At 46.5% G+C, this 21,711-nt stretch carries 23 protein-coding genes; 18 read left to right on the plus strand and 5 right to left on the minus strand.

The window, feature by feature from the left end; genetic code table 11:
* Nucleotides 1-105 precede the first annotated feature (105 nt).
* The 3 genes from KD147_RS00070 to KD147_RS00080 all read left to right on the plus strand — a co-directional run bounded on the left by KD147_RS00070 (nucleotide 106) and on the right by KD147_RS00080 (nucleotide 3,836).
* Complete coding sequence (locus KD147_RS00070) at nucleotides 106-2,613, plus strand: NACHT domain-containing protein (RefSeq protein ID WP_212546486.1); 2,508 nt, start codon at nucleotides 106-108, stop codon at nucleotides 2,611-2,613.
* 143 nt (nucleotides 2,614-2,756) lie between these two features.
* Complete coding sequence (locus tag KD147_RS00075; RefSeq protein ID WP_212546487.1) at nucleotides 2,757-3,428, plus strand: hypothetical protein; 672 nt, start codon at nucleotides 2,757-2,759, stop codon at nucleotides 3,426-3,428.
* Between the two features lie 15 nt (nucleotides 3,429-3,443).
* Entirely contained in the window at nucleotides 3,444-3,836 is a 393-nt protein-coding gene (locus KD147_RS00080) for a hypothetical protein (RefSeq protein ID WP_212546488.1), read from the plus strand.
* A 136-nt stretch (nucleotides 3,837-3,972) separates the two neighbouring features.
* Here the strand turns inward: KD147_RS00080 and KD147_RS00085 are convergent, their stop codons facing one another.
* Nucleotides 3,973-4,281 (minus strand): hypothetical protein, encoded by a 309-nt coding sequence (locus tag KD147_RS00085; protein WP_212547021.1) that lies wholly within the window; start codon nucleotides 4,279-4,281, stop codon nucleotides 3,973-3,975.
* 307 nt (nucleotides 4,282-4,588) lie between these two features.
* On the opposite strand from KD147_RS00085, the gene KD147_RS00090 reads away from it, so the two are divergent.
* The gene (locus KD147_RS00090) at nucleotides 4,589-5,056 is read left to right on the plus strand and encodes a hypothetical protein (protein ID WP_212546489.1); all 468 of its coding nucleotides are present in this window, start codon (nucleotides 4,589-4,591) and stop codon (nucleotides 5,054-5,056) included.
* Between the two features lie 229 nt (nucleotides 5,057-5,285).
* Here the strand turns inward: KD147_RS00090 and KD147_RS00095 are convergent, their stop codons facing one another.
* On the minus strand, nucleotides 5,286-5,645 hold the full coding sequence (locus KD147_RS00095; protein WP_105200905.1) for a hypothetical protein: 360 nt from the start codon (nucleotides 5,643-5,645) through the stop codon (nucleotides 5,286-5,288).
* Between the two features lie 321 nt (nucleotides 5,646-5,966).
* Between KD147_RS00095 and KD147_RS00100 the strand changes: the two genes are divergently transcribed.
* The gene (locus KD147_RS00100; protein WP_105190215.1) at nucleotides 5,967-6,275 is read left to right on the plus strand and encodes a hypothetical protein; all 309 of its coding nucleotides are present in this window, start codon (nucleotides 5,967-5,969) and stop codon (nucleotides 6,273-6,275) included.
* Between the two features lie 396 nt (nucleotides 6,276-6,671).
* On the opposite strand, the gene KD147_RS00105 is transcribed toward KD147_RS00100, so the two are convergent.
* A complete protein-coding gene (locus KD147_RS00105) occupies nucleotides 6,672-7,745 on the minus strand; it encodes a metal-dependent hydrolase (protein WP_212546490.1) in 1,074 nt (357 codons plus the stop codon).
* 2 nt (nucleotides 7,746-7,747) lie between these two features.
* Nucleotides 7,748-8,344 carry a TetR/AcrR family transcriptional regulator gene (locus KD147_RS00110; RefSeq protein WP_105190212.1) on the minus strand — a complete coding sequence of 199 codons (597 nt, stop codon included), beginning with the start codon at nucleotides 8,342-8,344 and terminating at the stop codon, nucleotides 7,748-7,750.
* Between the two features lie 369 nt (nucleotides 8,345-8,713).
* On the opposite strand from KD147_RS00110, the gene KD147_RS00115 reads away from it, so the two are divergent.
* The 5 genes from KD147_RS00115 to KD147_RS00135 all read left to right on the plus strand — a co-directional run bounded on the left by KD147_RS00115 (nucleotide 8,714) and on the right by KD147_RS00135 (nucleotide 13,160).
* On the plus strand, nucleotides 8,714-10,303 hold the full coding sequence (locus KD147_RS00115) for a Na/Pi cotransporter family protein (protein WP_212546491.1): 1,590 nt from the start codon (nucleotides 8,714-8,716) through the stop codon (nucleotides 10,301-10,303).
* A gap of 177 nt (nucleotides 10,304-10,480) precedes the next feature.
* On the plus strand, nucleotides 10,481-11,137 hold the full coding sequence (locus KD147_RS00120) for a cupin domain-containing protein (RefSeq protein WP_212546492.1): 657 nt from the start codon (nucleotides 10,481-10,483) through the stop codon (nucleotides 11,135-11,137).
* Between the two features lie 270 nt (nucleotides 11,138-11,407).
* Complete coding sequence (locus tag KD147_RS00125; protein WP_105265133.1) at nucleotides 11,408-11,755, plus strand: copper resistance CopC family protein; 348 nt, start codon at nucleotides 11,408-11,410, stop codon at nucleotides 11,753-11,755.
* A gap of 19 nt (nucleotides 11,756-11,774) precedes the next feature.
* The gene (locus KD147_RS00130) at nucleotides 11,775-12,674 is read left to right on the plus strand and encodes a CopD family protein (RefSeq protein ID WP_212547022.1); all 900 of its coding nucleotides are present in this window, start codon (nucleotides 11,775-11,777) and stop codon (nucleotides 12,672-12,674) included.
* A gap of 21 nt (nucleotides 12,675-12,695) precedes the next feature.
* Nucleotides 12,696-13,160 carry a YybH family protein gene (locus KD147_RS00135; protein ID WP_212546493.1) on the plus strand — a complete coding sequence of 155 codons (465 nt, stop codon included), beginning with the start codon at nucleotides 12,696-12,698 and terminating at the stop codon, nucleotides 13,158-13,160.
* 154 nt (nucleotides 13,161-13,314) lie between these two features.
* Here KD147_RS00135 and KD147_RS00140 read toward each other — a convergent pair whose 3' ends face one another.
* The gene (locus KD147_RS00140) at nucleotides 13,315-14,463 is read right to left on the minus strand and encodes a PA0049 C-terminal domain-containing protein (protein WP_212546494.1); all 1,149 of its coding nucleotides are present in this window, start codon (nucleotides 14,461-14,463) and stop codon (nucleotides 13,315-13,317) included.
* Nucleotides 14,464-14,630: 167 nt separating this feature from the next.
* Here KD147_RS00140 and KD147_RS00145 point away from each other — a divergent pair, with 167 nt between their 5' ends.
* From KD147_RS00145 to KD147_RS00180, 8 genes are all read left to right on the plus strand, one after another.
* Nucleotides 14,631-14,879, plus strand: a complete 249-nt coding sequence (locus tag KD147_RS00145) for a DUF3297 family protein (RefSeq protein WP_105190275.1) — start codon at nucleotides 14,631-14,633, stop codon at nucleotides 14,877-14,879.
* A gap of 86 nt (nucleotides 14,880-14,965) precedes the next feature.
* Nucleotides 14,966-15,934, plus strand: a complete 969-nt coding sequence (locus tag KD147_RS00150) for a nuclease-related domain-containing protein (protein ID WP_349304665.1) — start codon at nucleotides 14,966-14,968, stop codon at nucleotides 15,932-15,934.
* Nucleotides 15,935-15,986: 52 nt separating this feature from the next.
* Entirely contained in the window at nucleotides 15,987-17,069 is a 1,083-nt protein-coding gene (locus KD147_RS00155; protein ID WP_212546496.1) for a hypothetical protein, read from the plus strand.
* Nucleotides 17,070-17,138: 69 nt separating this feature from the next.
* Nucleotides 17,139-17,387 carry a hypothetical protein gene (locus KD147_RS00160; protein WP_105190274.1) on the plus strand — a complete coding sequence of 83 codons (249 nt, stop codon included), beginning with the start codon at nucleotides 17,139-17,141 and terminating at the stop codon, nucleotides 17,385-17,387.
* A 209-nt stretch (nucleotides 17,388-17,596) separates the two neighbouring features.
* Nucleotides 17,597-17,986: a hypothetical protein gene (locus tag KD147_RS00165; RefSeq protein ID WP_212546497.1), complete on the plus strand. Its 390-nt coding sequence runs from the start codon at nucleotides 17,597-17,599 to the stop codon at nucleotides 17,984-17,986.
* 101 nt (nucleotides 17,987-18,087) lie between these two features.
* Entirely contained in the window at nucleotides 18,088-18,573 is a 486-nt protein-coding gene (locus KD147_RS00170; RefSeq protein ID WP_212546498.1) for a DUF411 domain-containing protein, read from the plus strand.
* A complete protein-coding gene (locus KD147_RS00175; protein ID WP_212546499.1) occupies nucleotides 18,573-19,970 on the plus strand; it encodes a TolC family protein in 1,398 nt (465 codons plus the stop codon). Before KD147_RS00170 ends, KD147_RS00175 begins: the two co-directional genes overlap by 1 nt.
* Nucleotides 19,970-21,700: an efflux RND transporter periplasmic adaptor subunit gene (locus tag KD147_RS00180; RefSeq protein ID WP_212546500.1), complete on the plus strand. Its 1,731-nt coding sequence runs from the start codon at nucleotides 19,970-19,972 to the stop codon at nucleotides 21,698-21,700. The genes KD147_RS00175 and KD147_RS00180 overlap by 1 nt, the downstream gene beginning before the upstream one ends.
* The last annotated feature ends 11 nt before the right edge of the window (nucleotides 21,701-21,711 follow it).

A 21,711-nucleotide genomic window follows, 5' to 3' on the forward strand; every position in this document is an offset into this window, starting at 1 on the left:
TGCAGAGCGAGGGCTGATTAACAAGTTTGGAAAGCGCCCCTGAAAAGAGGCGCTTTTTTTGTTCAGATGAATGAAGTAGGATATCGTCAAAAAAGAGGCTGAAATATGGATTCTGAGCTACAAAAGCAACTTAACTCTTTGAAAGCATTACATGAAGATGATTTCTCCAAATTAATTATTAAACCCTTATTTGAAGCTATGGGCTATCAGCGAGTTGATTTCAATGGGGGGCCCTTTGAGAGAGGTAAAGATTTAATTGCCCAGATTCGTGTTCCACCTCAGACAAAACCTACTGTAGTTTATATTCAATCTAAGAAAATTGGAGATATTCAAAATACTAAAGAAAGCGCGAAGTTTACAAGTTTAACGCATCAATTAAGGCAATGCTTAACGGGTAAGATAACGACAGTTACAGGTGATGAACTTAAAGCAGATCGTGTATATTTAGCATGCCCAGAACTTGCTTCAAATAGGTTTATTGAGGAAGTGAAAGAGCAAATTTTTAATGGGGATAGGTTGCCATTTGAGTTTTTAGATGGTCCAAGAATTGTCGAATTTATTAAGGACTACAAACCTGAATTGATGAAGTTACTTCAAGGGGAAGCTAATTTTATTTCAGAAAAATTCCAACCTAAATTAACTAATCAGTTGTTTTATGATGCATTGAACTATGAAAATAAGAATAATCATGAGTTGAAGGATATTTATTGCGAGTCAACTATAACTGTCGGTAATGAAAGGAAGTTCTGCTTACTAAATTCTGCCTATGTCGTTAAAGAAAGTAAAAAGTTGGTAAAAATAAATGAGTTCAATGAGTATCACCTTCTAAATGAAGATATATCAGTTAAAACAGGGATTGGGTTGTTTTCAAAAGAGATTTCCACTCTGTTATTAGAGAGATACAATCAATATCACTGTTATATAAAAAGTGAAGATTTATTGGATGATGAAATAAGTAATAAAAAGGAATTTATTAGAAATATATTAAGAAATACAAAGTTTAAATATCCAATATTTGGCAGTATTGAATTTGATTTATTTATTGGTGGTGGGTTTGAAGATTTAGAACTTAGAACAAGTGATAAAATTGATTTTTATAGTGAGATTAAAAATATAAAAGAAATATCACAGTTACTTGAATCGCTTTCCATAAAAAAGCAAGAATTAGGGAAAAATATTTCAACAGTTTCTGTACCTTTATCTATAGATTTTAATGCCGATGAAATCGTAGGGGTGTTTAATAAAAAGAAGAGTCAGCTTTTGTCTTTTGGAGAGGTAACTAAGGTGAACGTCTCAGGTTACTTAAAAATTGCAAAAGAGCTAGAAGAAATATCTCAAGTTTTTGATTACTTTCCTGAAATTTTTGAAGTGGTTAGATCTAATGAATCGATACAAAGGCCTCAGATAAATGTACTAGACGCCTTTCAAACGCAAAATAATATAATTTTACTTGGTGATGCTGGATCAGGAAAAACGACAAACTTACAGATCTTCGCCAAGTTGTTATACGAGCGAAAAGTGCAGGATTTAATAATATATGCAACTTTAAATGAAGTGTCTAGGTTTTTACCTGATAAAAATGAGCAAGTATTCGATAATCGTATTTTAGACAGTTTATTACGCTATCTAAAAGTAGAAATAGATCCATCAGTAAATGAGTCGTCACTCAGAGAGCATCTTGCTAAATCTGGAACAATTTTGATCTTTGATAGTATAGACGAAGCAATAGTTGAATTTCCCTGGATCATTGAGTCTCTAAGAGAGCTAACTAATCGTTTTAAAAATATTAGGGTAATCACCTCTTCACGGTTTAGTGTAGAAAATATAGCCGGTCTAGGCTTTGCCAACATATCTTTACTGCCATTTGGAGAGGAGCAAAAACGAAACTTCTTCGATAAGTGGTTTCTTGGAGACTCGGAAAAAGTAAAGTCAATTATGGAGCATTTAAAGAATAACTCTGCACTAGACAAAATTGTTACGAACCCCTTGTCGGCCACAATAATGGCTACTTTACAAGCGTCTGACGTGCCTCTCCCAAAGAATGAAACTTCGTTGTATAAAAAAAGATTTGAACTACTTAGTGGGGTTTTTGACAGATTCAAAGGAAGTAAAAGACAAGTTTGTGACAGTAGTGAATTGATCGAATGTGCAAGAATATTGGCGTATTTGATGCATTCCGCTAATAAAAGGGAGTGGGCATTAGATACCATTCTGAGAAAGCTAAATGATTATTATGATGATAGCTCTAAGTTAGAAATGCTTGTTCGTGAGCTACAGACCCCTAGTGAAATCCTTCTCATTAACTCAAATGGCAAACTTGGATTTGGTCATTTGAGATTCCAAGAATATTTGGCCTCAGAGCATATTGATAAACAACAAAACCATAGAATAGATAAAAAGCTCAAGAGCTCATGGTGGCATGATGTATTGGTTCTTTATTCGCAACATGCCTTCCAAATTGAGTGGTTAGTAAATGATGCTGCTAGTGGTGGATATGTTACAAAAGTTAAGACTTTGTTGAGAGAAATGGTTGCCAATCGCCCGCAAAAGGAATTGCAGACATTAACAAGTCGTATAGAAATCGCACTAAAAGATGAGTCACTACACGGCTAGTCTGAGCTTATTGAAACAGGTCTGCTTTTTTAACCTGACCCAGACATAGCGAACCAAAGGAGTCAGGTTTTGCTTTTTGCATTGCCTCTAGCAATTGAGGTAGTTTAGGGATATGCATTTGCACATGGAATTAATCATTAAGAATGGAAGCATCAGTAGTCTTTATCGGCAAAGTCGTCGTTATCTTAGTGGGTATCGCTTCAATCGTAGGTGTTATTAGTCGTGTCTACTTGGGTCATAGTTCGCAAAGCTACAAAAGAGTTGAGCTGTATCAGCAATTGCAAAAGCTCTGCGGTAGAGACGCGAGCACTAACTTGGCAGAAATCTTAGTTATCTTGCGCTTATTCACACGCGCTGATCTTACCAATAAAGAAATTGAATGGTTCATTTGGACGCCGGGTGCATTCCGCCACCTTCAAGAGTATGGAAAGAAAATCGAATTTATAGATATCGATTACGAGAAAGATTCTTTTAAATGGCGTGGGAAGTTCGATAGCTCACTGAAACGTAATGCTTTTTTGTCCTTCTTGTTTATAGCCTACTTCACTCTTGGTGTTGTCGGGGTGATTTTTATGCAGTTTGCATCAATGGATATTGTAGATAATGTCTACATCGAGTTTTTTCTGACTGTCGCATTAGGTTTTGGTGGGGCTGTTTGTTTTATTTTGGCGTATATTTCACTCATAAAATCCCTCATTCTCTTGCCTTGGGAATACTTAATCGATACGAACCTACGTGGCGACAGAGCCGATGAACATGTCGCATCGGTAGTTGCGGATACCAAAGAAAACAAACGGCGATATATTCATTTATAAATGGAGTGATTAACGATGAATAAGAAGCTGATAGCCTCAGCTGTACTCAACCTCGTATTGGTTGCAGTGTTGCTCAAGGGTACGTTCGAACCTAAAGATCAGAAAGTGTTTATTGCGACAAAAGATCAAGTCGCTTGTGTGGAGAACTGGAAAAAGAAGACATACGCCAAACAACAAATCTGGGGGCCAGAATATTTTGATGAACACTATGTGGTGTTCGATGACTCGGTTGAAGGAGCGCGCTCTTTTGAATCTGAAATTTCTGGGTGTTTTTATGATGCGACCACAGGCACAGACCAACTCCAGGAACTGGAGCCTCTTGTTAAGTTGCTAGAGAGCGAAGGCTATAAAAACATTAGCTTTTACAAACCTCCTCAAGACTCTAGAATCACAGTGTATGGTAAATAAACAACTAGAGATAAATTACAGGGAATTTACATGAGAGGAAAAAATAACACAGACACCCACTCTAGAAGGAAATAAAGGGGGCGGGTCTTGCATTGTGCAGTCCAGCAAATTCACCTGACCTCTTTTATCTTCTATCTCAATCCTCTGGCCCTTTCAGGGTAAAGGTTAAGTGCTTACGCATATCTTTTAGGATCACGCCTTTTTTCAGCATGGCGGCGCTTAAGCGTTTTTGCCATTTGAGTAGGTGAGGTTCGGCGGCCTTTAGTGCTTGGTCATTTTCGAATTGAAAACATAGGAGCAGGGAGCCGGGGAACAAGTGGTACTCCACATCAAACCAGCATTGCAACATGCCGGGTATTTCTGCGCGCGCTTGTTGTTCGAGTGCATCGGCAACTTTGAGCACCAGTGCTTGTTGTTTTAGCTGGACTTTGGAGAGCTTTTTTATGGAAGTTCGAGATAAGGAGTTACTGTAATAAAGCATAATTATAACCGTGTCCAGAGCGCTATGGAATGCAGAATGCATTAGACAAACTAACAAGGCATCTACCTTAAGAGGTATCTCGCATCTGCCACCACGACAAGATCTTACCCGTTCTTTATTGCATATACGCCTGAACTCAATCCATTTGGTTTTATCTCAGCAACCCCTTATAGTTTTGTTTAACTTACAGACATTTGCACCAATGGGGTCAGATCTTGCTTTTTGCATTTGGCCCAACCCAAGCCAACAATCCCTGCTTGATAGGTTGATAATGATGAAGCTTTTTATTGTGTCAGTTGTGTTGCTATTTGGTTTCGTTGCTCTCCAAAATCTCGAAAGACCTCCTAATGAGTTAAGAGTGACAGATGAAGAAATAGGTATGTCCCTTGAATCCCAAAACTTTTCTTCAAAGAAGGAGATTAAGAGTTATATAGAGGAGATGTATTCGAAAAAAGAAGAGATGATTAAAGTTAAAATAGAAGAAAGGAAAGAAAAATTACAAGCGCTCAAAGTATTAGCTTTGGCATTGTTGGCAGTCGCGCTAATTTCTGTCTTCGTCATCAAGTCAGTGCTTGAGAGGTTATTTTATGCTGCACTTCTGGTAATTTTTTCAATAATAGAATGGAGTAGATTTACCTTCAGTGGATTTGTAATTGGGCTTTTAGTCATAGCCTCAATCCAAGTTGTATTTTTTATCTTTAGTAAAGAAGGTAAGTTACCAGCCGAAAAAGGAAAGTGATAAGACCCCACCGTAAAAGATAGAATCTAGCCCCCCAAAAATTAATTACTTATTTTTAGCAGCCAATGAGGTCAGGTCTTGCATTGTGCATACCCAACCCAAGCCCACAGGTACTGTAAATCTCACCAAATAGCTCCGCTGTTTCAGCTCATTTCCCGTTTTAATTCGCACTTTCGATCTCGGCTTTTAAGCACAGCGTATAAATATTTAATGGCATTGCAGAGGATATTCAGGGTTTATTTTTGCTGTTTTCTTTTTCGTATTTCTCATAGAGATTAATGTCAAAAGTGTACTTAACGGTTCCAACACCCCATAAAAAGAGCATTGAAATCAGCCAGATGTTGGCTATCTCTTTTGGTATTACCCTTTCTTCTCCAAAACGGAATAGGTCGAAATACAACCCAAATATGGGTATGGCTGGGAATAAAACAAAGAACCAGTAGATAGAACCTTTGCCATCCTCAATGACGTTTCGTCTTCTTAGTTCATCGTAATAAATGAGATATAAATCACTCTCTAAATCCAACTCGCGAAGTTGTGTGAGTAGTTCTTCGTTTGTGAGTGACTCCGCTTCCTTTTCTGGGGTCATTATCGGCTGTCCATGTTTGTTATTGTTGAATAGAGGAAAATCTCAGCCATTATGTACCAACTAATGGCGCCAAGTCTTGCTTTTTGCATCTGAGCCACCTAATCCCACAGCCACTAAGAATCTAGCCCCAAGAGCCCGCTGTATCAGCTCATTTGCCCGTAGTTTTCAAACTTAGATCTCGTTATTTCGCCAACAAGGCTACCCCTGTTCAGTTACCGTGTTATATTCATTTTAAGTGTCATCATTTTATCCGCATTAGGCTGGTATCAATACCGGGCCAGCTTAGCAAATGGATGTAGCCGCGAATTTAAGAAGAGGCGTATGCAAGAATCAGATTTATTTTCACAACTGGGCCAACGCAAGCAGCAGCAAAGTGAGTTGGTCGACACGGTCAACAAACATTATGGCGATTATGTGTTTAACTCGGTCGGTGCAGTGACCACCAGTGAGAGTGTGTATTTCCCCATTAAAGAAGGTGTGCTCGCCGGCTATTGGCTGGACACGGATGCGGCAGACTATCAATCCCTGGAAGGTAAAACCCTTTCATCCATCCAAGACCTGTATTTCTTTGTCTTTACCCCGCAACAGATGCAAGAGCTGATCCTTGACGGTGACGAAGAGGAAGAGTGAGTAGACCCTGACCCCCTAATCATATCGGTTGGGTAAGGTCTTGCTCTTAGCCGAACCCACAACCACTCCAATCTCTATGTCGTCACACAAGTGTATCAGTTGATTTCCCGTTTAAATTCGCGCTGGAGAAATCGGCTTTTGTTGCGGAGTGTGATGATGACAGCGAGGCACGAAGCCGAGCTAGATTTACCAGTACAGGGAGGTGCTGTTAAATCGCGTCAGCAGCTAAGCGCAGCGTTTAACAAAAACCTGAGTTCGGAAGCATTAGCGAATTACGGGTTCGCGGAGTTTCCAAAGAGGGAGTCGAATCACTCCCTCTTTGGTTGTCGTCGCCAACGCGACAAGATCTTAATTTGAAAAGCCGCTGTCAGCGGCCTGACTCGACAACCAGACACGCTAATCAATCACCTCGCTTTGCTCACTAAAATACCGGCCGCGCTTAAGTTGCCACTGGCCGTCGCGGCTCTGGCACATGGCATAGCGAAAATAGGGCTGGATGCCAGGCCAGTGATAGCGCAGGTCGCTGAACCACACGCAGCTTTGCTCTGCCGATGTCTCTTTTGCTAACACCACCGGGTACTCGGCAAAGTCTCTAAAGGCCTTGAAGTCTGTGTGTTGCCACGCCTGGTGAATAGCTGGGTCGGAGTACGCCGGCAGTGTGTAGCTGCGCCATTGTAAAGTGCCCACCTCGGTATAGGCCTCGGCAAAGCCCTTTACCCCAGCGGCGTGTGACAGGCCGTCCGCCAGCGGGTCTGTTGTGAACTTACTATAGGCCTGATATATGTGTTCCTCGTCTTCGCTCAGCAGCTGCCAATAAAGGGGCGAAAAAGGCTGTGGCAGCAAGCGACTATCTGCCGCGGGAGCAGGTGGTTGCTGCTGTATTTGCGCCATTAAAGTGAGTTTTATGCCAAGCACAGCCGCAAGATAGAGCAAAGGCGGGCTCAAGGCCGCCAGGCGAAAGCGCTTTTTACGCCACCTTTTTTTTCGGCAAATATACATCAGCAATGCGGCCAGTATCACGCTCAGGGTGAAGTAGGGGTCGACAATAAACAAGAGATCCCAGCTGATCTTGTCGTCGGACAAAGGCGCAAACCAGCGGGTGCCGAACACGGTTAAGGTATCTGCAACTAGGTGCGAGAGAATAGCCAGCCAACAGATGGTAAAGACCAGTGCGGCGTTTGCCAGGCGCAGCAGTTTACACAAGAGATAGCTTATCAGCGCCGCCCACACGGGGGAGAGCAGCAAGGAATGGGTTTCAGCCCTATGCCAATAGGCCAGAAAGTCTAACGGGTTGAGCCAAAAGAGCAGGTAGTCAATGTCCGGAAAAAGGGCCACCGCAGCGCCGATCGCGGCCCTGAGTTTCCAGTCAGTCTTTGTGCAGGTGTCTGCGCCGGCATCTTCCGATAACGGCTTAGCTGCGGGCAACTGGGCGACAAGAGCGCCAATTAATACATGGGTGAGGGGATCCAAGGCTAGGTTGCTCGGCCCGGGTGGGAGAAAAAGCGATGGCCGGTATGGAGTCCCTTTAGCAAGCCTGCCAACAGGGATCTGGTTTTAGCATTATCGGCACTGTTATCGCTTAAAAAGAAATAAAAGCTGCTCAGGTAGGCGCTGGTGAGCGCAATCTCATCGGCCACCTTGGCCAACCCTTGTTGTCGGCGTGCCGCGGCTTCTCTGAACCACTGCACGGTGCGGCTGACGCGGGTCACACCATGAGCCTGCAGGTGAAAGTGCCCAGGCTCTAGTTTATAGCGCATAATATCGCGCACCACGGCTTTGTAAGGAGCCAGATAATGAAACCAGCTCATGATGCAATTGAGGGTGCGCTCTTGCTCTGAGCCCCGTCTACCGGCCTCGGTATCGGCGTATTCGAGCATGGCTTGGTCGGCGCGGTCGAATAAGGCTTCGGCGAGATCGTCCTTGGAACGAAAGTGCCTGTGTATATCGCCTAAGCCACAGTTGAGGGAGGCGGCTAACTCATGCAGCGAGAAGCTATCCCAGCTCGATTGCAATGCTAATACAATGGCACGATCAAGGATGGTCTGGGGCGAAAGCGTATAGGCAGCCATTGAAAGAACGCCTTGGGTAAAAGCCGGTTGATGTTGTTTTTAGTATAGGTAGCAGCGGGCGCAGCAGCAACTGGGTCCCTAGCGTGCCTTATCCTGCAGCGCTCTCAGTTACAAGGAGAAGCAGACAAACTGAACAGGTTTTTAGGCGCCGTGGCCAGGCTTTTCTTTTGCTGTAGTAGAGCAGAACCTGTGTATTCAAAAGAGGGAGAAGGTGACTGGTTCGGCAGGGGGGCCCGCCCGGTTGTGCCAAGCGAGGGGCTGGGCTCTTCTTATCTGAAACAGCAAAGTAGATTGCTGCGACAATATTGCGCTATGTGTATCTAAAACCTATGCTTTTTATATCTGCCTGGCTCGAAATTTGATAAGCAAATGGAAAACCTGACGATTGCAATGGCCGGTTTAACCGCCATTATTCTTTTTATTTTTGGGCTTCAGAATTTTTCTCGGGAAATTGAAAGCATCTCTGGCGAGCGTTTTCGTAAGTCGCTTAGCCGAGCGACGCGCATACCCATACTCGGCGTCTTTATTGGCGCCATCGTTACCGCTTTAATTCAGTCCAGCTCTGCCACCTCGGTGATCACCATTAGTTTAGTTAACGCCGGCGTTTTAACCTTTAAGAACAGTGTGGGCATTATTTTCGGCTCCAACGTGGGCACCACAATAACGGCGCAGTTGGTGGCCTTTAAGCTTACCGTATTTGCACCCGTGTTTATCATGATCGGATTCTTTTTATCCCTTACCCGCAATCGTTTTTCTATCTTTGGCAAGACCATTTTCTATTTTGGTTTTGTGTTTTTCAGCCTCAACCTGATCTCTTCTTCTTTGGCGCCATTGCAAAATAATCCGGCATTAATCGAAATTTTAACGCATCCGCAAAACCCTCTGATTGCTATTTTGGTCGGCTGTATTTTTACGGCCTTGGTGCAATCCAGCTCGGTTACAACGGGTCTGGCTATTATCTTCACGCAACAGGGGGTTTTGGGCCTTGAGAATGCGGTGCCCATCATCATGGGGGCAAATATTGGCACCACGGCAACGGCCATGATCGCTGTTTTTGGGATGGATATCGCCGCTAAAAAAGCAGCCTTGAGTCACTTCTTGTTTAATGTGGGTGGGGTGTTGTTGTTTTTGCCCGCCATTTTATTGTTTGGCCACAGGTTAAGTGAAGTGACCATGGACCCAGCCATTGCCTTGGCTAACATTCACTTCATATTCAACGTGGTTGCCAGCCTCATATTTATTATTTTTCTGACGCCTTTTACCCGCTTTGTCGACTTTTTGCTGGGTGAAGGGAAAATGGATTTTGAGCGCCTTGAGCTGCCAACCTATCAAGAAGATGAAGAGTTTCAGCTTATCGTGGACAGGCTTGAAGCGGGTAACCAACAGCTGCTCAACTTTTTAAAGGAGAACTACAACCTCGTCACCCTAAGCTTAGAAACAAACTACATGAGTATTCAGGACACGGCGCAAAAACGCATTGAATACGTCAACTTTATTGAAAAAGAGTACATGACTTACTTCACCTCGTTGTTAAGCAAGATGAAGGATGAAGAGCAGTCGAGAGAGCTGATAATACAAATTAATCGCTATGATTATCTGTTCCAGATCCATGACTCAATTACCGATCTGTTTGAGAGTAAGCGCATCATGAGCAAACAATTTATCGAGTTAAAAAGTGATATTTTGATTCTGGTGAGAGAGCTATCGAGCGATACCTTAAATCTTTTTACCCAAACCAGTGAGCATTTAGAAGAGCCAAAAAATGAGGAAATTGAGAAGTCGGCCAAGTTGTTGCAACTGCATTTAAATCAGGCCCACCGCAAGCTGTTATTGTTACTTGCCGATACCAATAGAAAAGATGCAGGGGCGCTCACCAACTTTGTTACTTACTCGCAACGCCTCAAAGATAAATTAATAAATTTCCATAAGGTGTCTTCAAACATAACCGCCGAATTATGACGCGCTGGCAAGGGAAGATAACGGGAGCTCTTGGTCGCATCGTCACTGCCACTATAGTCTTTGCCCCGATACTTCTTTTACCGCTTTTGGGTGAACCAAAACGCCGGTGGTGTAGTATCTTTGCTTATGATCATAACCAGCTGAGCGCTTGCAGTAGCGCATCAAACAGGAGCACGCATGTTAAATATGGATTTTGCCGAGAAGTTAGCGATTAAAACGGCAGCGCAACCCTGGCTGGCAAGCCCAGCCAAAGGGGTGTGGCGCAAGCCATTGGAGCGCGAAGGCAAAGAGTCGGGGCACACCACAAGCATAGTTAAATACGAGGCGGGCTCGCGTTTTAATCCGCATCCTCATCCTCTGGGCGAGGAGATCTTTGTGCTTGAGGGGGGGTTTTCAGACGAGCACGGCGATTACCCGGCAGGCACCTACATTCGTAATCCGCCTAAGAGTGTGCATGCGCCCTTTAGTAAAGAAGGCTGCGTGCTCTTTGTGAAGCTCAATCAGTTTGATGAAAAGGATACGCAAACGGTGCGCATCAACACCCGGGAAACGCCCTGGCAACAGGGGCAGGGTGGTCTTGAAGTGATGCCACTGCACACCTTTGAGCATGAACATACGGCCCTGGTCAAATGGCCCAAGGGCGAGCGCTTTGTGCCTCATAAGCACTTTGGCGGCGAAGAGGTTTTAGTGCTTAGCGGCGAGTTTTGCGATGAGTTTGGTCGTTATCCGCAGGGCACCTGGCTGCGCAGCCCGCATATGAGTGAGCACACGCCGTACGTAAACGAAGAAACGGTGATCTTGGTGAAGGTAGGGCATGTGCCTTTTCGCTATTAGCCTTGGCGCAATACCTGCGGCCCGGCTAGGTGGTTCAATTAAGGAACCGGCGCTGGTTTTGCACCCGTTTTTATTATCATGCTCCTTTTAACACCGGGATATATCTGGTTAGATAGGGCTGCAAACGCATTGCAATAAAGACAATAAGTAACAACGCAATGTGATAAATTTCGAATGAAACGTCGGCAGATGTGCAGGTGCTGCAGGCCTGGTGTATCAGTTGTCTGCCTATCGGCGTGATCTTATAAATAAAAAATAATCGAGGTAACAATGAAATCATTAATTCACTTTCTTGCGGCAATCACGCTTGCGTTTAGCTCTGCGGTCTTTGCCCATGTCGATTTGAAAACCAGCGTGCCCGCTGATAAGGCCACGCTAGCGCAAACACCCGAGCTTTTATCACTCACTTTTACCAAAGAAGTGCGCTTGGTGAAGGTATCACTAAAAAATGCGCAGGGTGAGGCCATTAAATTTGGCTTTAAGCCCACTAAGGAAGCGAGTCTTGAGCATTCCTGGGCACTTCCTGAACTTGCGCCCTCAAGCTATCAGGTTGATATGATTTTTCTTGGCCAAGACGGCCATAAAATGAAAAGCAGCGTTAGCTTTGTTGTGAACTAAGCAAGGCTAATACCCAGTGATGGACGTGTTTATCTGGAATACCATCATTGTGCTATCGAAAATGGCCTTTTATGCAGGCTTTGCCGGTGTTGCCGGTTATGCCTTCTTGGGTCAGGTGTTTGCCCATGAACAGGACCCCGCACGGCCAGGCGTATTGAGCGGCATTTGCCTGCCATTATCCCTGGTTCTGCTTGCCTTTGCCGGCAATGCTGTTTGGTTTTTTGCCAATACCGGTGCCATGGCAGAAGACGGCATTGGCGGCGCGTTCGATGGCTTTATCCTGGAAATTATGTGGGATTCATCCATAGGTGAAGCGACCCAGGTGAGAGTCCTGGGCTGCCTGGCTGCCTTAGGGGCGGTGATGCTATTGGCTTGCTCTGCCAAAGCCACATTAGTTAAATGGGCGCGCCATTGCCTGTTTGCTGCCAGCTTATTAATGCTTGCCTACTCCTTTACCTTGGTCGGGCATGTTTCTGAGTTAACGGCGCTAGAAAAAGCGCTTTTAATGGTGCATGTCGTGGTGATGGCCTGGTGGTTTGGGGCCCTGTATCCGCTTAAACATGCCGTTGAGGTGCTCAATGATGATGGGCTAATAGCCCTGATGAACCGCTTTTCACGGCAGGCTAGTGTATTGGTTGGTGCTTTACTCTTGGCTGGCACCTATTTGGCGTTTCAATTGCTCAGCAGCCCTCAGGCACTGTTTGCGTCGAGTTACGGACAAACCTTACTGATTAAGCTAGTGTTAGTGCTGTGTATATTGGCGCTGGCCGCCAGGCACAAGTTTATACTCGTTCCTCGGCTTAACAACCCGGATGGGCGGGCGGTGTTAGCTAACTCCATCACTCTAGAGATGGTCATCGCAGGGGCCATTTTGGCCGTAACCGCTTGCTTGACCAGTGTGGTAGGCCCTACTAACTAAAACAATAAAAAGAGAAGCATAATGAAATTACTATTCGCATTTTTATTCCTGCTGGCAACGACCAGTGTTGCCGTGCAAGCCCAGGGTGGCGATGAAAAAGACGCGAAACTGTTCAAAGGGTTGGACACACCAGCGGCCAAGGCGGTGCTAACCTTTAAACAGGCCCTTAAAAGCGGTGATAAGGCGCTCGCCAAGGCACAGCTTGCCGATGATATTATTATTTTCGAGGGCGGGCGCGTAGAGCGCAGTGCCGACGAATATGCGCATCATCATATGTTATCCGATATGAAATACCTGAAAATGATGGAATCAAAAACACTGGAACATCAGGTTGAGGTTTTCGGTAACACGGCGGTTTCTGTTTCACGCAGCCATACCAAAGGCAGCTATAAGGATAAGCAATACGATTATGAGGGCATGGAAACGATAGTGCTGGAGCAACAAGACGGACAGTGGAAAATCAAGCATATTCACTGGTCTAACTAAGCCCTGGCGCCACTGTATCCCTGGTTCTGGCTGCCAGGCCAGACGCACTCGCAAGTGATTGCGTTCAAGTGATTATCTTGATGCATAACGCTAATAAAAAAGCGCCCTAAGGCGCTTTTTTATTGATCTTGCTCGCCATTGGCGCAGGCAAGCGCTAAATGGCCGTGAGACTGTGCTCCAGCATGGCCTTAATCTGGGCCACGATTTTTGCTTCCACTTCAGGTTCAAACTGGGCGATACGCGGAGTGTGAAGATGCCCGGTGGGAATGTCGGAATTGAGCTCGTTGCGCAGGCGAATACTGCGATAGGAGATCTCGTTCGATAAATAGCCGCCACCGCCACCGTTTACCGCAACGGCGTTTTTAAGCTCTTCCAAGGTCTTGGGCTCAAAGGTTTTCTCCAACGTGGTGACCTTGTGGTTGTCGATGATTTTATATGGGCCCTTGGCCTGTTGCATTTGCGTTACCGGCAGGCTGAACTGCACAAACTCATCGCCGGGTAAGGGACGGCCATTGAGGCTGGAGATTTTCGGTGCCGTTTGCGTGCCGCCATAAACGATATTGGCGTTATCCGGAGCGGTGACGCTGCGACGTTTGCCGGGAAAGCGCTCAAGGTCAAAGTCTTTACGACCCATGCTCACGGTGACCACCATATCCACGCTGTTTAGGGCGTAGTAGGGAGCGAGGATCTCTTCAATCAGACCCTGGTCAAAGTCTTCATAACGCACCGGGATCATCACGGTGTTGATTTCCGCTTGTACGCCCTTAAAACTGATCACCTGGCCATCGAGTAACAGCGCGGCTACGCCGGAGGGGTTGCTTTGGTTAATGTTCCTGTCGAGCAAGAAGGGATCAAAGCCGGTGAGAAGGATTTTTTTGGCCGTGCCTTTAGTGTATTCCAGGTCATCACGGCCGCGGCTGCCGTGCTCTAACAGACTTAGCAAGGCGGCTTGCTCGGCCTCACTGAGCGCAAATGCGGGTTTAACCGAGCGCATCACCTTGCTAGATTGCAGCCGTGCCCAATAGAGTTCGCGATCATCATAACTATTTGTGCTGGTCAGGCGTTGTTTGGCGCTTTGCCATAGTTCGCTGGCATGGGCGAGAACCCGAACTTTGGCTTCGGCATAGCTTTTTGCCGTTTGCCACTGCTGCTCAAATTGACTGATATCAGTGCTAAAGGCGCTTAATACCTGGGGCATGGCGCTGGTGGCTTTTTCAATGCGCAGTTCTTCAACGGTGAGGTTGGCCGCAAACGCTGGGAAGGTGGATAAAATAACGCCAGAGGCTAATAGTGCTTTGATCATAGTGGTCCTATACAGTGTCAATGCCTAGTTGGATGCTTGCGTTACTATCCTATGCCTGTTTGCCCAGCGCAAATAAATCGGTCGGATGTTTTGGTGTGGTGGTGATTGAGCATTGCTGCGGTATTACCTACAATAGCGGCCAAATTCATAATTTAAGAAAAATCACCATGACAGATACAAGTGCAAAGCCCGCTATCCCAGATATGCTTTCTATCAACCCGCGTAGCAAGTTCTACAACGAAGAAATTCTAAAGCATGAGATTGGCGTACGCTTTAACGGCAAAGAGCGTTTCGACGTAGAAGAATACTGCATCAGCGAAGGTTGGATTAAGGTAGCCTCACCGAAAGCGCTAGACCGTCGCGGCCAACCACTACTGCTTAAAAGCAAAGGCACGGTAGAAGTTTTCTATCGTTAAGCCTCCGAGGCAGGCTGTTTTTAGCCTGCCTAATTCGCGATTGCTCTGTGAGTACCCGCGTTTTACTCTATTAGCTCACATTGGACGTGGCGTTAAACATAATGAAATGGACATTATTATTCAGTAGCTTGCTACTGAGCCCTGGCTTACTTGCCAATGCGCAGTACACCGAATCCGAGTGTATCTTGCTGCAACATCAAATCAACGACTATGGCCATGTAAAGCAGTCCTCACCTTATCTTGTTGCCAAAAAAGCGTACGATAGACACTGTGTTAGCCCGCGGGCGACGAATTCAGAAACCTCAACGCCTACCGAAATCGTCATACGTCCTAAGATTGCCAACTCTACCGAGCCAAACAAGACTTATGTCCCTCCTAAAAAGGAGGTATATCAATCTAAGAGTCCCTTTGAACAGATATTTTCCCCGCTGATTTCCATCGGTTTATGGGTCGCTTTTGCGCTCTTAATACTGGCCGCGTTTAAAATTGCTCTGGTATTTAAGGCCGGAACCATTGGCGAATGGTGGGTAAATCGGAAACTAAACGAGTTAACCAAGGGCACCAATCTTACCCTGTACGAAAACCTTCTGCTGCGCACCGAAAACGGTGAATTTACCGAGGTGGATCATCTGTTGGTGAGCCCATTTGGTATTTTTGTGATTGAAAGCAAGAACTACAGTGGCTGGATTTTTGGCGGTGAGAGGCAAGCTAAATGGACACAGCGAACCCTGCGCTCCAAATCTCAGTTTATGAATCCGTTGCGGCAAAATTATAAGCACTGTCTGGCGGTTCAGTCTTTTTTAAGGGTTAAAGAGGGCATTGAGTCGCTGGTGGTGTTTCACGATAAAGCGACTTTTAAAACGGACATGCCAAAAAATGTAGTAATGTTAAGCAATATGAATGACTACATTAACGGTTTTACCGAGCCAAAATTTAGCAAGGCGCAATTAGCTGAATATAATGTGCTTTTATCCATGAGACAAGAAAGCACTACAGCAGAAGATTACAAAGCGCATATTCAGCAAGTAAAAGCGCGCCACGAGTCGGCCAGTTAGCTCAGCGCAGGCAAGACACGGTAATAAACTAACAAAAATAAGAAATTACAGTATGCACGTCGATCCAACATTATTAGAGCGAGTCGAGGATAAGCTTAATAACCAAAATGCCGTGAAGGCTGGGCTCGCGGGGGCGCTCTGGAGTATGCCTTTACTGGTGATTTGGTATGCCGTGTATTACTTCGCGCCCGCTTTTTCACCCATGATGCTGTTTATTAGCGGGGCTCTTATTGGTTTTATGGCGCGCTATCATGGCCAGGGTTATGGTCGCCGTTTTGCTGTAATTGGCTTTGTCACCCATCTGATCCTGGTGGTGGTGGCCATCAATATCGGCATTGTGATCACCGGCACCATCTGGGGCGTCATTTTGCTTGGCTTGTATCTCTCGGGCGCCTGGGCGGCGGCGTTTTTTGCGCGTAAAGGCATTCCTTTAACCCAAAATAAGGCCTTTTATGTCTTAACCGAGCAACAGGCCCATTCCAGCGACTCCTTGCTGAAAAATCGCTGGTATGTGGCTGTGCCGCTCTTGCTGCTGGTGGCTTCGCTGACCAATGTGGCAACGGCATTTGGAATTCACATCTTCCACGGCATTAATCAGCAGGTGGCGGCCGCCGAGGATTATCAGCAAGAGTTGGAACGTCATCGTGCCAAGGCTATCGATGTGACACCTAACAGTCTGGATAAGCTCACCACCAAAGAAGCCTTGTTCTATGCCTATAGCTACTACACCGGCCGCCATGTAAATGCCCGAGGCCAGTATAAAGGTGAGTACCCACTTTCAACCTTCAAGGCAAAAACCATACTGAATTACCTGGTTAAGTATCGTCAGGAACCCAGAGCCGCCTTTATTTTAGCGCGGGTGAATGAGGATAAGTCGCGCGCAGAGATGTTGCAAACGGCCATCGCTCAGGGCGACCAATATGCCAAGTTCTACTCTGTGGTTGCCTATGGCTGCACCAGCGAAGAAAAACGGGCCAAGCAGCTTTTGGCGGGCATGCAAAGGTTGGTGAACGAGGAGCCCATCGCCTCGGACATTAATACCCTGATGCATTACGGCTTTGGGTATATGTGCGACGAACTCGATGATGCGGACTTTGAACTGCGTTTTCTTCGCGATTATTCGCCTAAGTCATAGTGCGCTTTATTTATCGGCTCGCCCAGAACTGCTACTCTAGACCTATAAGAGTTTAAGTGAGTAATGAGCATGATCAATGACAACGACATTATTGAAACCCTGGAAGAGCTTGAAGCGTTTTTACGTTTAGTTGAAAACGGCGGTTTGGGGCTAGATAAGGCCACAGGGATTGCCTTGGCCACCAATAATGCCGATGGCCGCCCCTTTGTGGCCGTGCTGGATGACAATCACCAGCTTCTGTATGGCCGTTGGGTGAGCGCCTATGTGTATGAAAATGGCAAAGAAATGATCCAAAACGCGCCGCAAAGAAGACATTAAGTTTGTTCTGCTTGGCGGCCGACAAGGCGTGTTGGGTGCCAAGCGCGTAGTCACGTGATACAAAATAAGCCAGTGTGATTCGAACTTCACACTGGCTTATTTATTAGCGGTGAATTTGTTAGCGCTTTCGGCAGTTGCTTCATCTATAAAGCATTTACTTTACACAAAAAGTAGCTTAGTCTTTTTAGGTTATTTAAATTGAGAGTGTTATGTTTAGACTAGTTTCACAGGTATTGGTTATTGCAGCCGTGCTGTTTGCTCTGCTTGGGCAGGCATTCGCGTATTCTGCGATGACGTGTGAAACGACTATGGACGCTCATCAATCTCATGTAGCCATGAAGATGGCCCCCGAGCACACCCAGATGCAGCATCATCAAGGCATGGCACACGGCGACACAGCCATGAGCGCAGCTATGATGGACGATTGTTGTGAGGTGCAGTGTGTTTGCCCGGCAAGCGCCTGTGCATCGGTGACCGTTGTCAATTCCTCTACCGCCATGGCCGACGTGATTGCCGTCAGTGAAGCTGTTATTAGCGCCACTCCCACGCAGCCAAGCGCGATTCAAACGTCTCTTTTTCGCCCCCCCATTTTTGCCTAACACAGGGTTAATGCGTCAAAAATCTGCTCAAAGATGATGAGCACTTTTGTGATAATACACGCTTAGGCGTGTTGAAAAGCCAGCGTTTGCTGGGGGCTAAAATGATTAAAAAGTTTTTAAAAGTAGCAGTGTTAGTACTGCTTTTACCGAGTGTTGTTCATGCCAATGAACGCAGCAACAAGCATGATGTTTTAGAGCTGTTGGTGTACAAAACACCGACCTGTGGTTGCTGTAAAAAATGGATCTCCCACATAGAGAGTGAGGGGTTCATTACCTATGCAAAAGACTACCTGGATATCAGTCCGGTCAAAGCTAAACTTGGCATCGCCGCCAATTATCGCTCCTGCCACAGTGCCATTTCACGCGATGGTTTTGCTTTTGAGGGCCATGTTCCCGCGAAGTTTATCCGGCAATTTCTCAAAGAAGATCACGCCGATGCCATTGGCCTGTCCGTTCCCGCTATGCCTTTGGGGTCGCCGGGGATGGAAGTGGGAGACAGGTTTACGCCTTATCAGGTGCTGATCCTCTATAAAGATGGCAGCAGCAAAGTCTATGCACATGTTAAGACCTACGAGGAGCAGTTCTAATGACTAGCTATTCTTTTAGCGCTTCTACCTGGCTGTTAGCTATCGCCGTCGCTACCTGTTCGCAGGTGGCTCGGGCACAGCAAGCGATCACCCTTGAACAAGCAGTCATGATGGCGCAGCAAAATGATCCTTGGTTGCATGGCAATCGCCTTAAACAGCAAGCCATTGAAAACAAGAGTGTTGCTTCAGGCGCCTTACCCGACCCTCAGGTTTCCCTCGGTCTTATGAACCTGCCGGTAGATACCTGGGAGTTTGAGCAAGAGGGGATGACGCAAGTGAAAGTCGGCGTGACGCAAATGTTCCCTCGCGGAGACAGTTTGCAATTAAAACAAAGCCAACTTGCGCTCGAGTCGAGTCAATACCCGCTGTTGCGCGCAAACCGTAAGGCGCAGCTTCAAAGCAAGGTGTCAGAGCTGTGGTTAGACGCTTACCTGGCGCAGCGCACAATAGAGCTCATAAAGGGCGACAGAGCGCTGTTTGAGCAAATTGCCGAGGTGGCAATGATTAGCTACTCCAATGTGATTGGTAAGACGCGCCAGCAGGATGTTATCCGCGCCGAACTGGAAATAGTGCAACTCGAAGACAGGTTGACGGTAGAGCAGCAAAAACTGGAGACCCTGTTGGCGCAGCTCAACGAATGGCTGCATAGCTACCATGAAGATGAGTTTGCAATAACATTCAATGACGACCAAAGCACGTTCGCTTTTGAGGTATCAAACCAGTTGCCTGCACTGCAGCTGTTAAATGCCGAACTGTTAAAGGCATCCGATTATTCTCGCCAGCGCCTTTCCGGCGAGCTGGCCTATCATCCCGCGCTTCTGGCCATCGATGTGAAACAGCAGGTGTCGGAAAAAGGGGTGCAGCTGGCCGAGCAGAGCTATAAGCCCCAATGGGGCGTCAACGCCAGCTACGGCTACCGTGGCGATATGCCTTCCGGCGACAGTCGTGCCGACTTTTTCTCTGTGGGCGTTACCTTTGACCTGCCGATTTTCACCGAGAATAACCAGGATAAACAAGTAGCCGCCTCGGTTGCCGAGTCTGAGTCGGTAAAAACAGAGAAGTTACTGCTGCTCAAGCAAATGATCAGCGCAGTGGAAAAAGAGCTCAAGCAGTTAAAGCGCTTGTCTGACAGAAAGGCGCTCTACGGCGAGCTGTTACTTAAACAAACACAAGAACAGGCAGAAGCATCGCTCAATGCGTACACCAATGATGATGGTGATTTTGCCGAAGTCGTTCGGGCCCGGATCGCCGTTTTAAATGCGCGTATTTCGGCACTTAACATTGACGTCAACCTGCTTAAAACCGTTGCCCGAATCAATTACTTTATGGCTCGCTACCAACCACAACAGCAAACCAATAGCCAGTCCATACCTACATACCGAATTGGAGAAGAATAATGTCGTCTAACAACAAAACGATTATCGCCGTAATTATTGGTGCCTTGATCGGAGTCGGGGGCATGAGTTTGTTTCACAGCCAAGAGTCTGACACCGGCCAAAAAGCAGCCGATTCAGGCGAAAAAAAGCCGCTTTATTGGGTGGCGCCCATGGACTCCAATTATCGTCGTGATCAGCCGGGTAAGTCACCCATGGGCATGGATCTTGTTCCGGTGTACGAGGAAGAAGAGTCGGGCGGTGATATTGGCCCAGGCGCGGTAAAAATTTCTCCAAATGTGATCCATAACCTGGGTGTGCGCACGGCACCGGTGCAAGTAAAAACAATGCAAACCAATATCTCCACCGTGGGCTACGTTCAATATGATGAAGACGAACTGATCCATATTCACCCCCGTGTTGATGGCTGGATAGAAAAGCTCTACGTCAAAGCGGCCGGTAACCCGGTGGATAAAGGGCAGGCGTTATACACCCTTTACTCGCCACAGCTGGTCAATGCCCAGGAAGAGTTTCTGATCGCCTTAAAGCACAGCACCGGTTCTTTGGCGGCGGCAGCAAGAGAGCGCTTAAAGGCGTTGCACATGTCTTCTGAGTTTATTAATGAGTTGGAGCGTACCGGCAAGGTGCAACAAACCGTTACTTTTTATTCGCCGCAGCAAGGGGTTGTGGATGGCTTGCAAGTGCGTGAAGGATTTTATGTGCAGCCCGGTACCACGCTGATGAGTATTGCCAAGCTGGATCAGGTGTGGGTTGAGGCGGAAGTGTTCGAGCGCGATGCCGATGTCATTAAAAAAGGCCTGCCGGTGTCGATGACACTGGATTATCTTCCCAGTAAAGAATGGGCCGGTGTGGTTGATTATGTTTATCCGACCCTCAATAGCCAAACGCGTACCCTGCGGGTGCGATTGAAATTTGATAATCCGGGCTATTTGCTTAAGCCGAATATGTTCGCGCAAGTGTCGATTCAAGCAGAGCAAACCGACAACACCATGGTGGTGCCAAAAGAATCGGTGATCAGAACCGGACAGCAAGATCGCGTCGTGCTGGACTTTGGTGACGGCCAGTTTAAATCGATAGCGGTAACCCTGGGTCGAGTGGGCGAGAATGAAGTTGAGATACTAACGGGTCTTGAAGAAGGCGATGTGGTGGTGACCTCGGCCCAGTTTTTAATTGACTCGGAATCAAGTAAAAGCTCCGACTTCAAACGCATGTCCCATGAGGAGGAGCCTGCGTCGGTATGGATGGAAGGTGAGATCAACAGCGTAATGGCGGGTCATCGCATGGTTAATATCACCCACGGACCGGCAAAAGAATGGGACTGGCCGGAGATGACCATGGACTTTACCGTGGCAGACTCGGTGGATATTGACGCCTTAAAATCGGGTCAGACGTTGCATTTTGAAGTGACCAAAACCGAAGACGGCGGTTATGAGCTAACCGGTATTCACATTATGACCGAGCCTGAGGTGTCCAGTGCCACCGTGATGGGGGTGATAAACCTTGTTGATGCGCAAAACCGCATCTTGAACATCAGCCGCGGACCGATTGAAAAGTGGGGCCGCCCGGCCGCTACCATGGACTTTATGGTCGCCGACGATGTTGATATCTCTGCTTTTAACGGCGGCGATGAAGTGATGTTCACCTTTGAAATCAGAGACGACTTTGTCATCACCGAAATCTCTCTCGCTGATAATACGCAACAGCAAGATGCTGTTGATCACTCAGCGCATTAAGTAGAGGGAAG

The sequence above is a fragment of the Pseudoalteromonas sp. BDTF-M6 genome (assembly GCF_018334135.1).
Taxonomy (GTDB): Bacteria; Pseudomonadota; Gammaproteobacteria; order Enterobacterales; family Alteromonadaceae; genus Pseudoalteromonas.

Excerpts from the sequence above, each read along its gene's own strand:
- KD147_RS00100 (WP_105190215.1), top strand. The coding sequence starts at position 5,967 with ATGCAAGAATCAGATTTATTTTCACAACTGGGCCAACGCAAGCAGCAG.
- KD147_RS00160 (WP_105190274.1), top strand. The coding sequence starts at position 17,139 with ATGATCAATGACAACGACATTATTGAAACCCTGGAAGAGCTTGAAGCG.
- KD147_RS00140 (WP_212546494.1), bottom strand. The coding sequence starts at position 14,463 with ATGATCAAAGCACTATTAGCCTCTGGCGTTATTTTATCCACCTTCCCA.
- KD147_RS00135 (WP_212546493.1), top strand. The coding sequence starts at position 12,696 with ATGAAATTACTATTCGCATTTTTATTCCTGCTGGCAACGACCAGTGTT.
- KD147_RS00130 (WP_212547022.1), top strand. The coding sequence starts at position 11,775 with ATGGACGTGTTTATCTGGAATACCATCATTGTGCTATCGAAAATGGCC.
- KD147_RS00175 (WP_212546499.1), top strand. The coding sequence starts at position 18,573 with ATGACTAGCTATTCTTTTAGCGCTTCTACCTGGCTGTTAGCTATCGCC.
- KD147_RS00070 (WP_212546486.1), top strand. The coding sequence starts at position 106 with ATGGATTCTGAGCTACAAAAGCAACTTAACTCTTTGAAAGCATTACAT.
- KD147_RS00125 (WP_105265133.1), top strand. The coding sequence starts at position 11,408 with ATGAAATCATTAATTCACTTTCTTGCGGCAATCACGCTTGCGTTTAGC.
- KD147_RS00075 (WP_212546487.1), top strand. The coding sequence starts at position 2,757 with ATGGAAGCATCAGTAGTCTTTATCGGCAAAGTCGTCGTTATCTTAGTG.
- KD147_RS00115 (WP_212546491.1), top strand. The coding sequence starts at position 8,714 with ATGGAAAACCTGACGATTGCAATGGCCGGTTTAACCGCCATTATTCTT.
- KD147_RS00095 (WP_105200905.1), bottom strand. The coding sequence starts at position 5,645 with ATGACCCCAGAAAAGGAAGCGGAGTCACTCACAAACGAAGAACTACTC.
- KD147_RS00170 (WP_212546498.1), top strand. The coding sequence starts at position 18,088 with ATGATTAAAAAGTTTTTAAAAGTAGCAGTGTTAGTACTGCTTTTACCG.
- KD147_RS00180 (WP_212546500.1), top strand. The coding sequence starts at position 19,970 with ATGTCGTCTAACAACAAAACGATTATCGCCGTAATTATTGGTGCCTTG.
- KD147_RS00090 (WP_212546489.1), top strand. The coding sequence starts at position 4,589 with ATGATGAAGCTTTTTATTGTGTCAGTTGTGTTGCTATTTGGTTTCGTT.
- KD147_RS00120 (WP_212546492.1), top strand. The coding sequence starts at position 10,481 with ATGTTAAATATGGATTTTGCCGAGAAGTTAGCGATTAAAACGGCAGCG.
- KD147_RS00155 (WP_212546496.1), top strand. The coding sequence starts at position 15,987 with ATGCACGTCGATCCAACATTATTAGAGCGAGTCGAGGATAAGCTTAAT.
- KD147_RS00165 (WP_212546497.1), top strand. The coding sequence starts at position 17,597 with ATGTTTAGACTAGTTTCACAGGTATTGGTTATTGCAGCCGTGCTGTTT.
- KD147_RS00080 (WP_212546488.1), top strand. The coding sequence starts at position 3,444 with ATGAATAAGAAGCTGATAGCCTCAGCTGTACTCAACCTCGTATTGGTT.
- KD147_RS00110 (WP_105190212.1), bottom strand. The coding sequence starts at position 8,344 with ATGGCTGCCTATACGCTTTCGCCCCAGACCATCCTTGATCGTGCCATT.
- KD147_RS00145 (WP_105190275.1), top strand. The coding sequence starts at position 14,631 with ATGACAGATACAAGTGCAAAGCCCGCTATCCCAGATATGCTTTCTATC.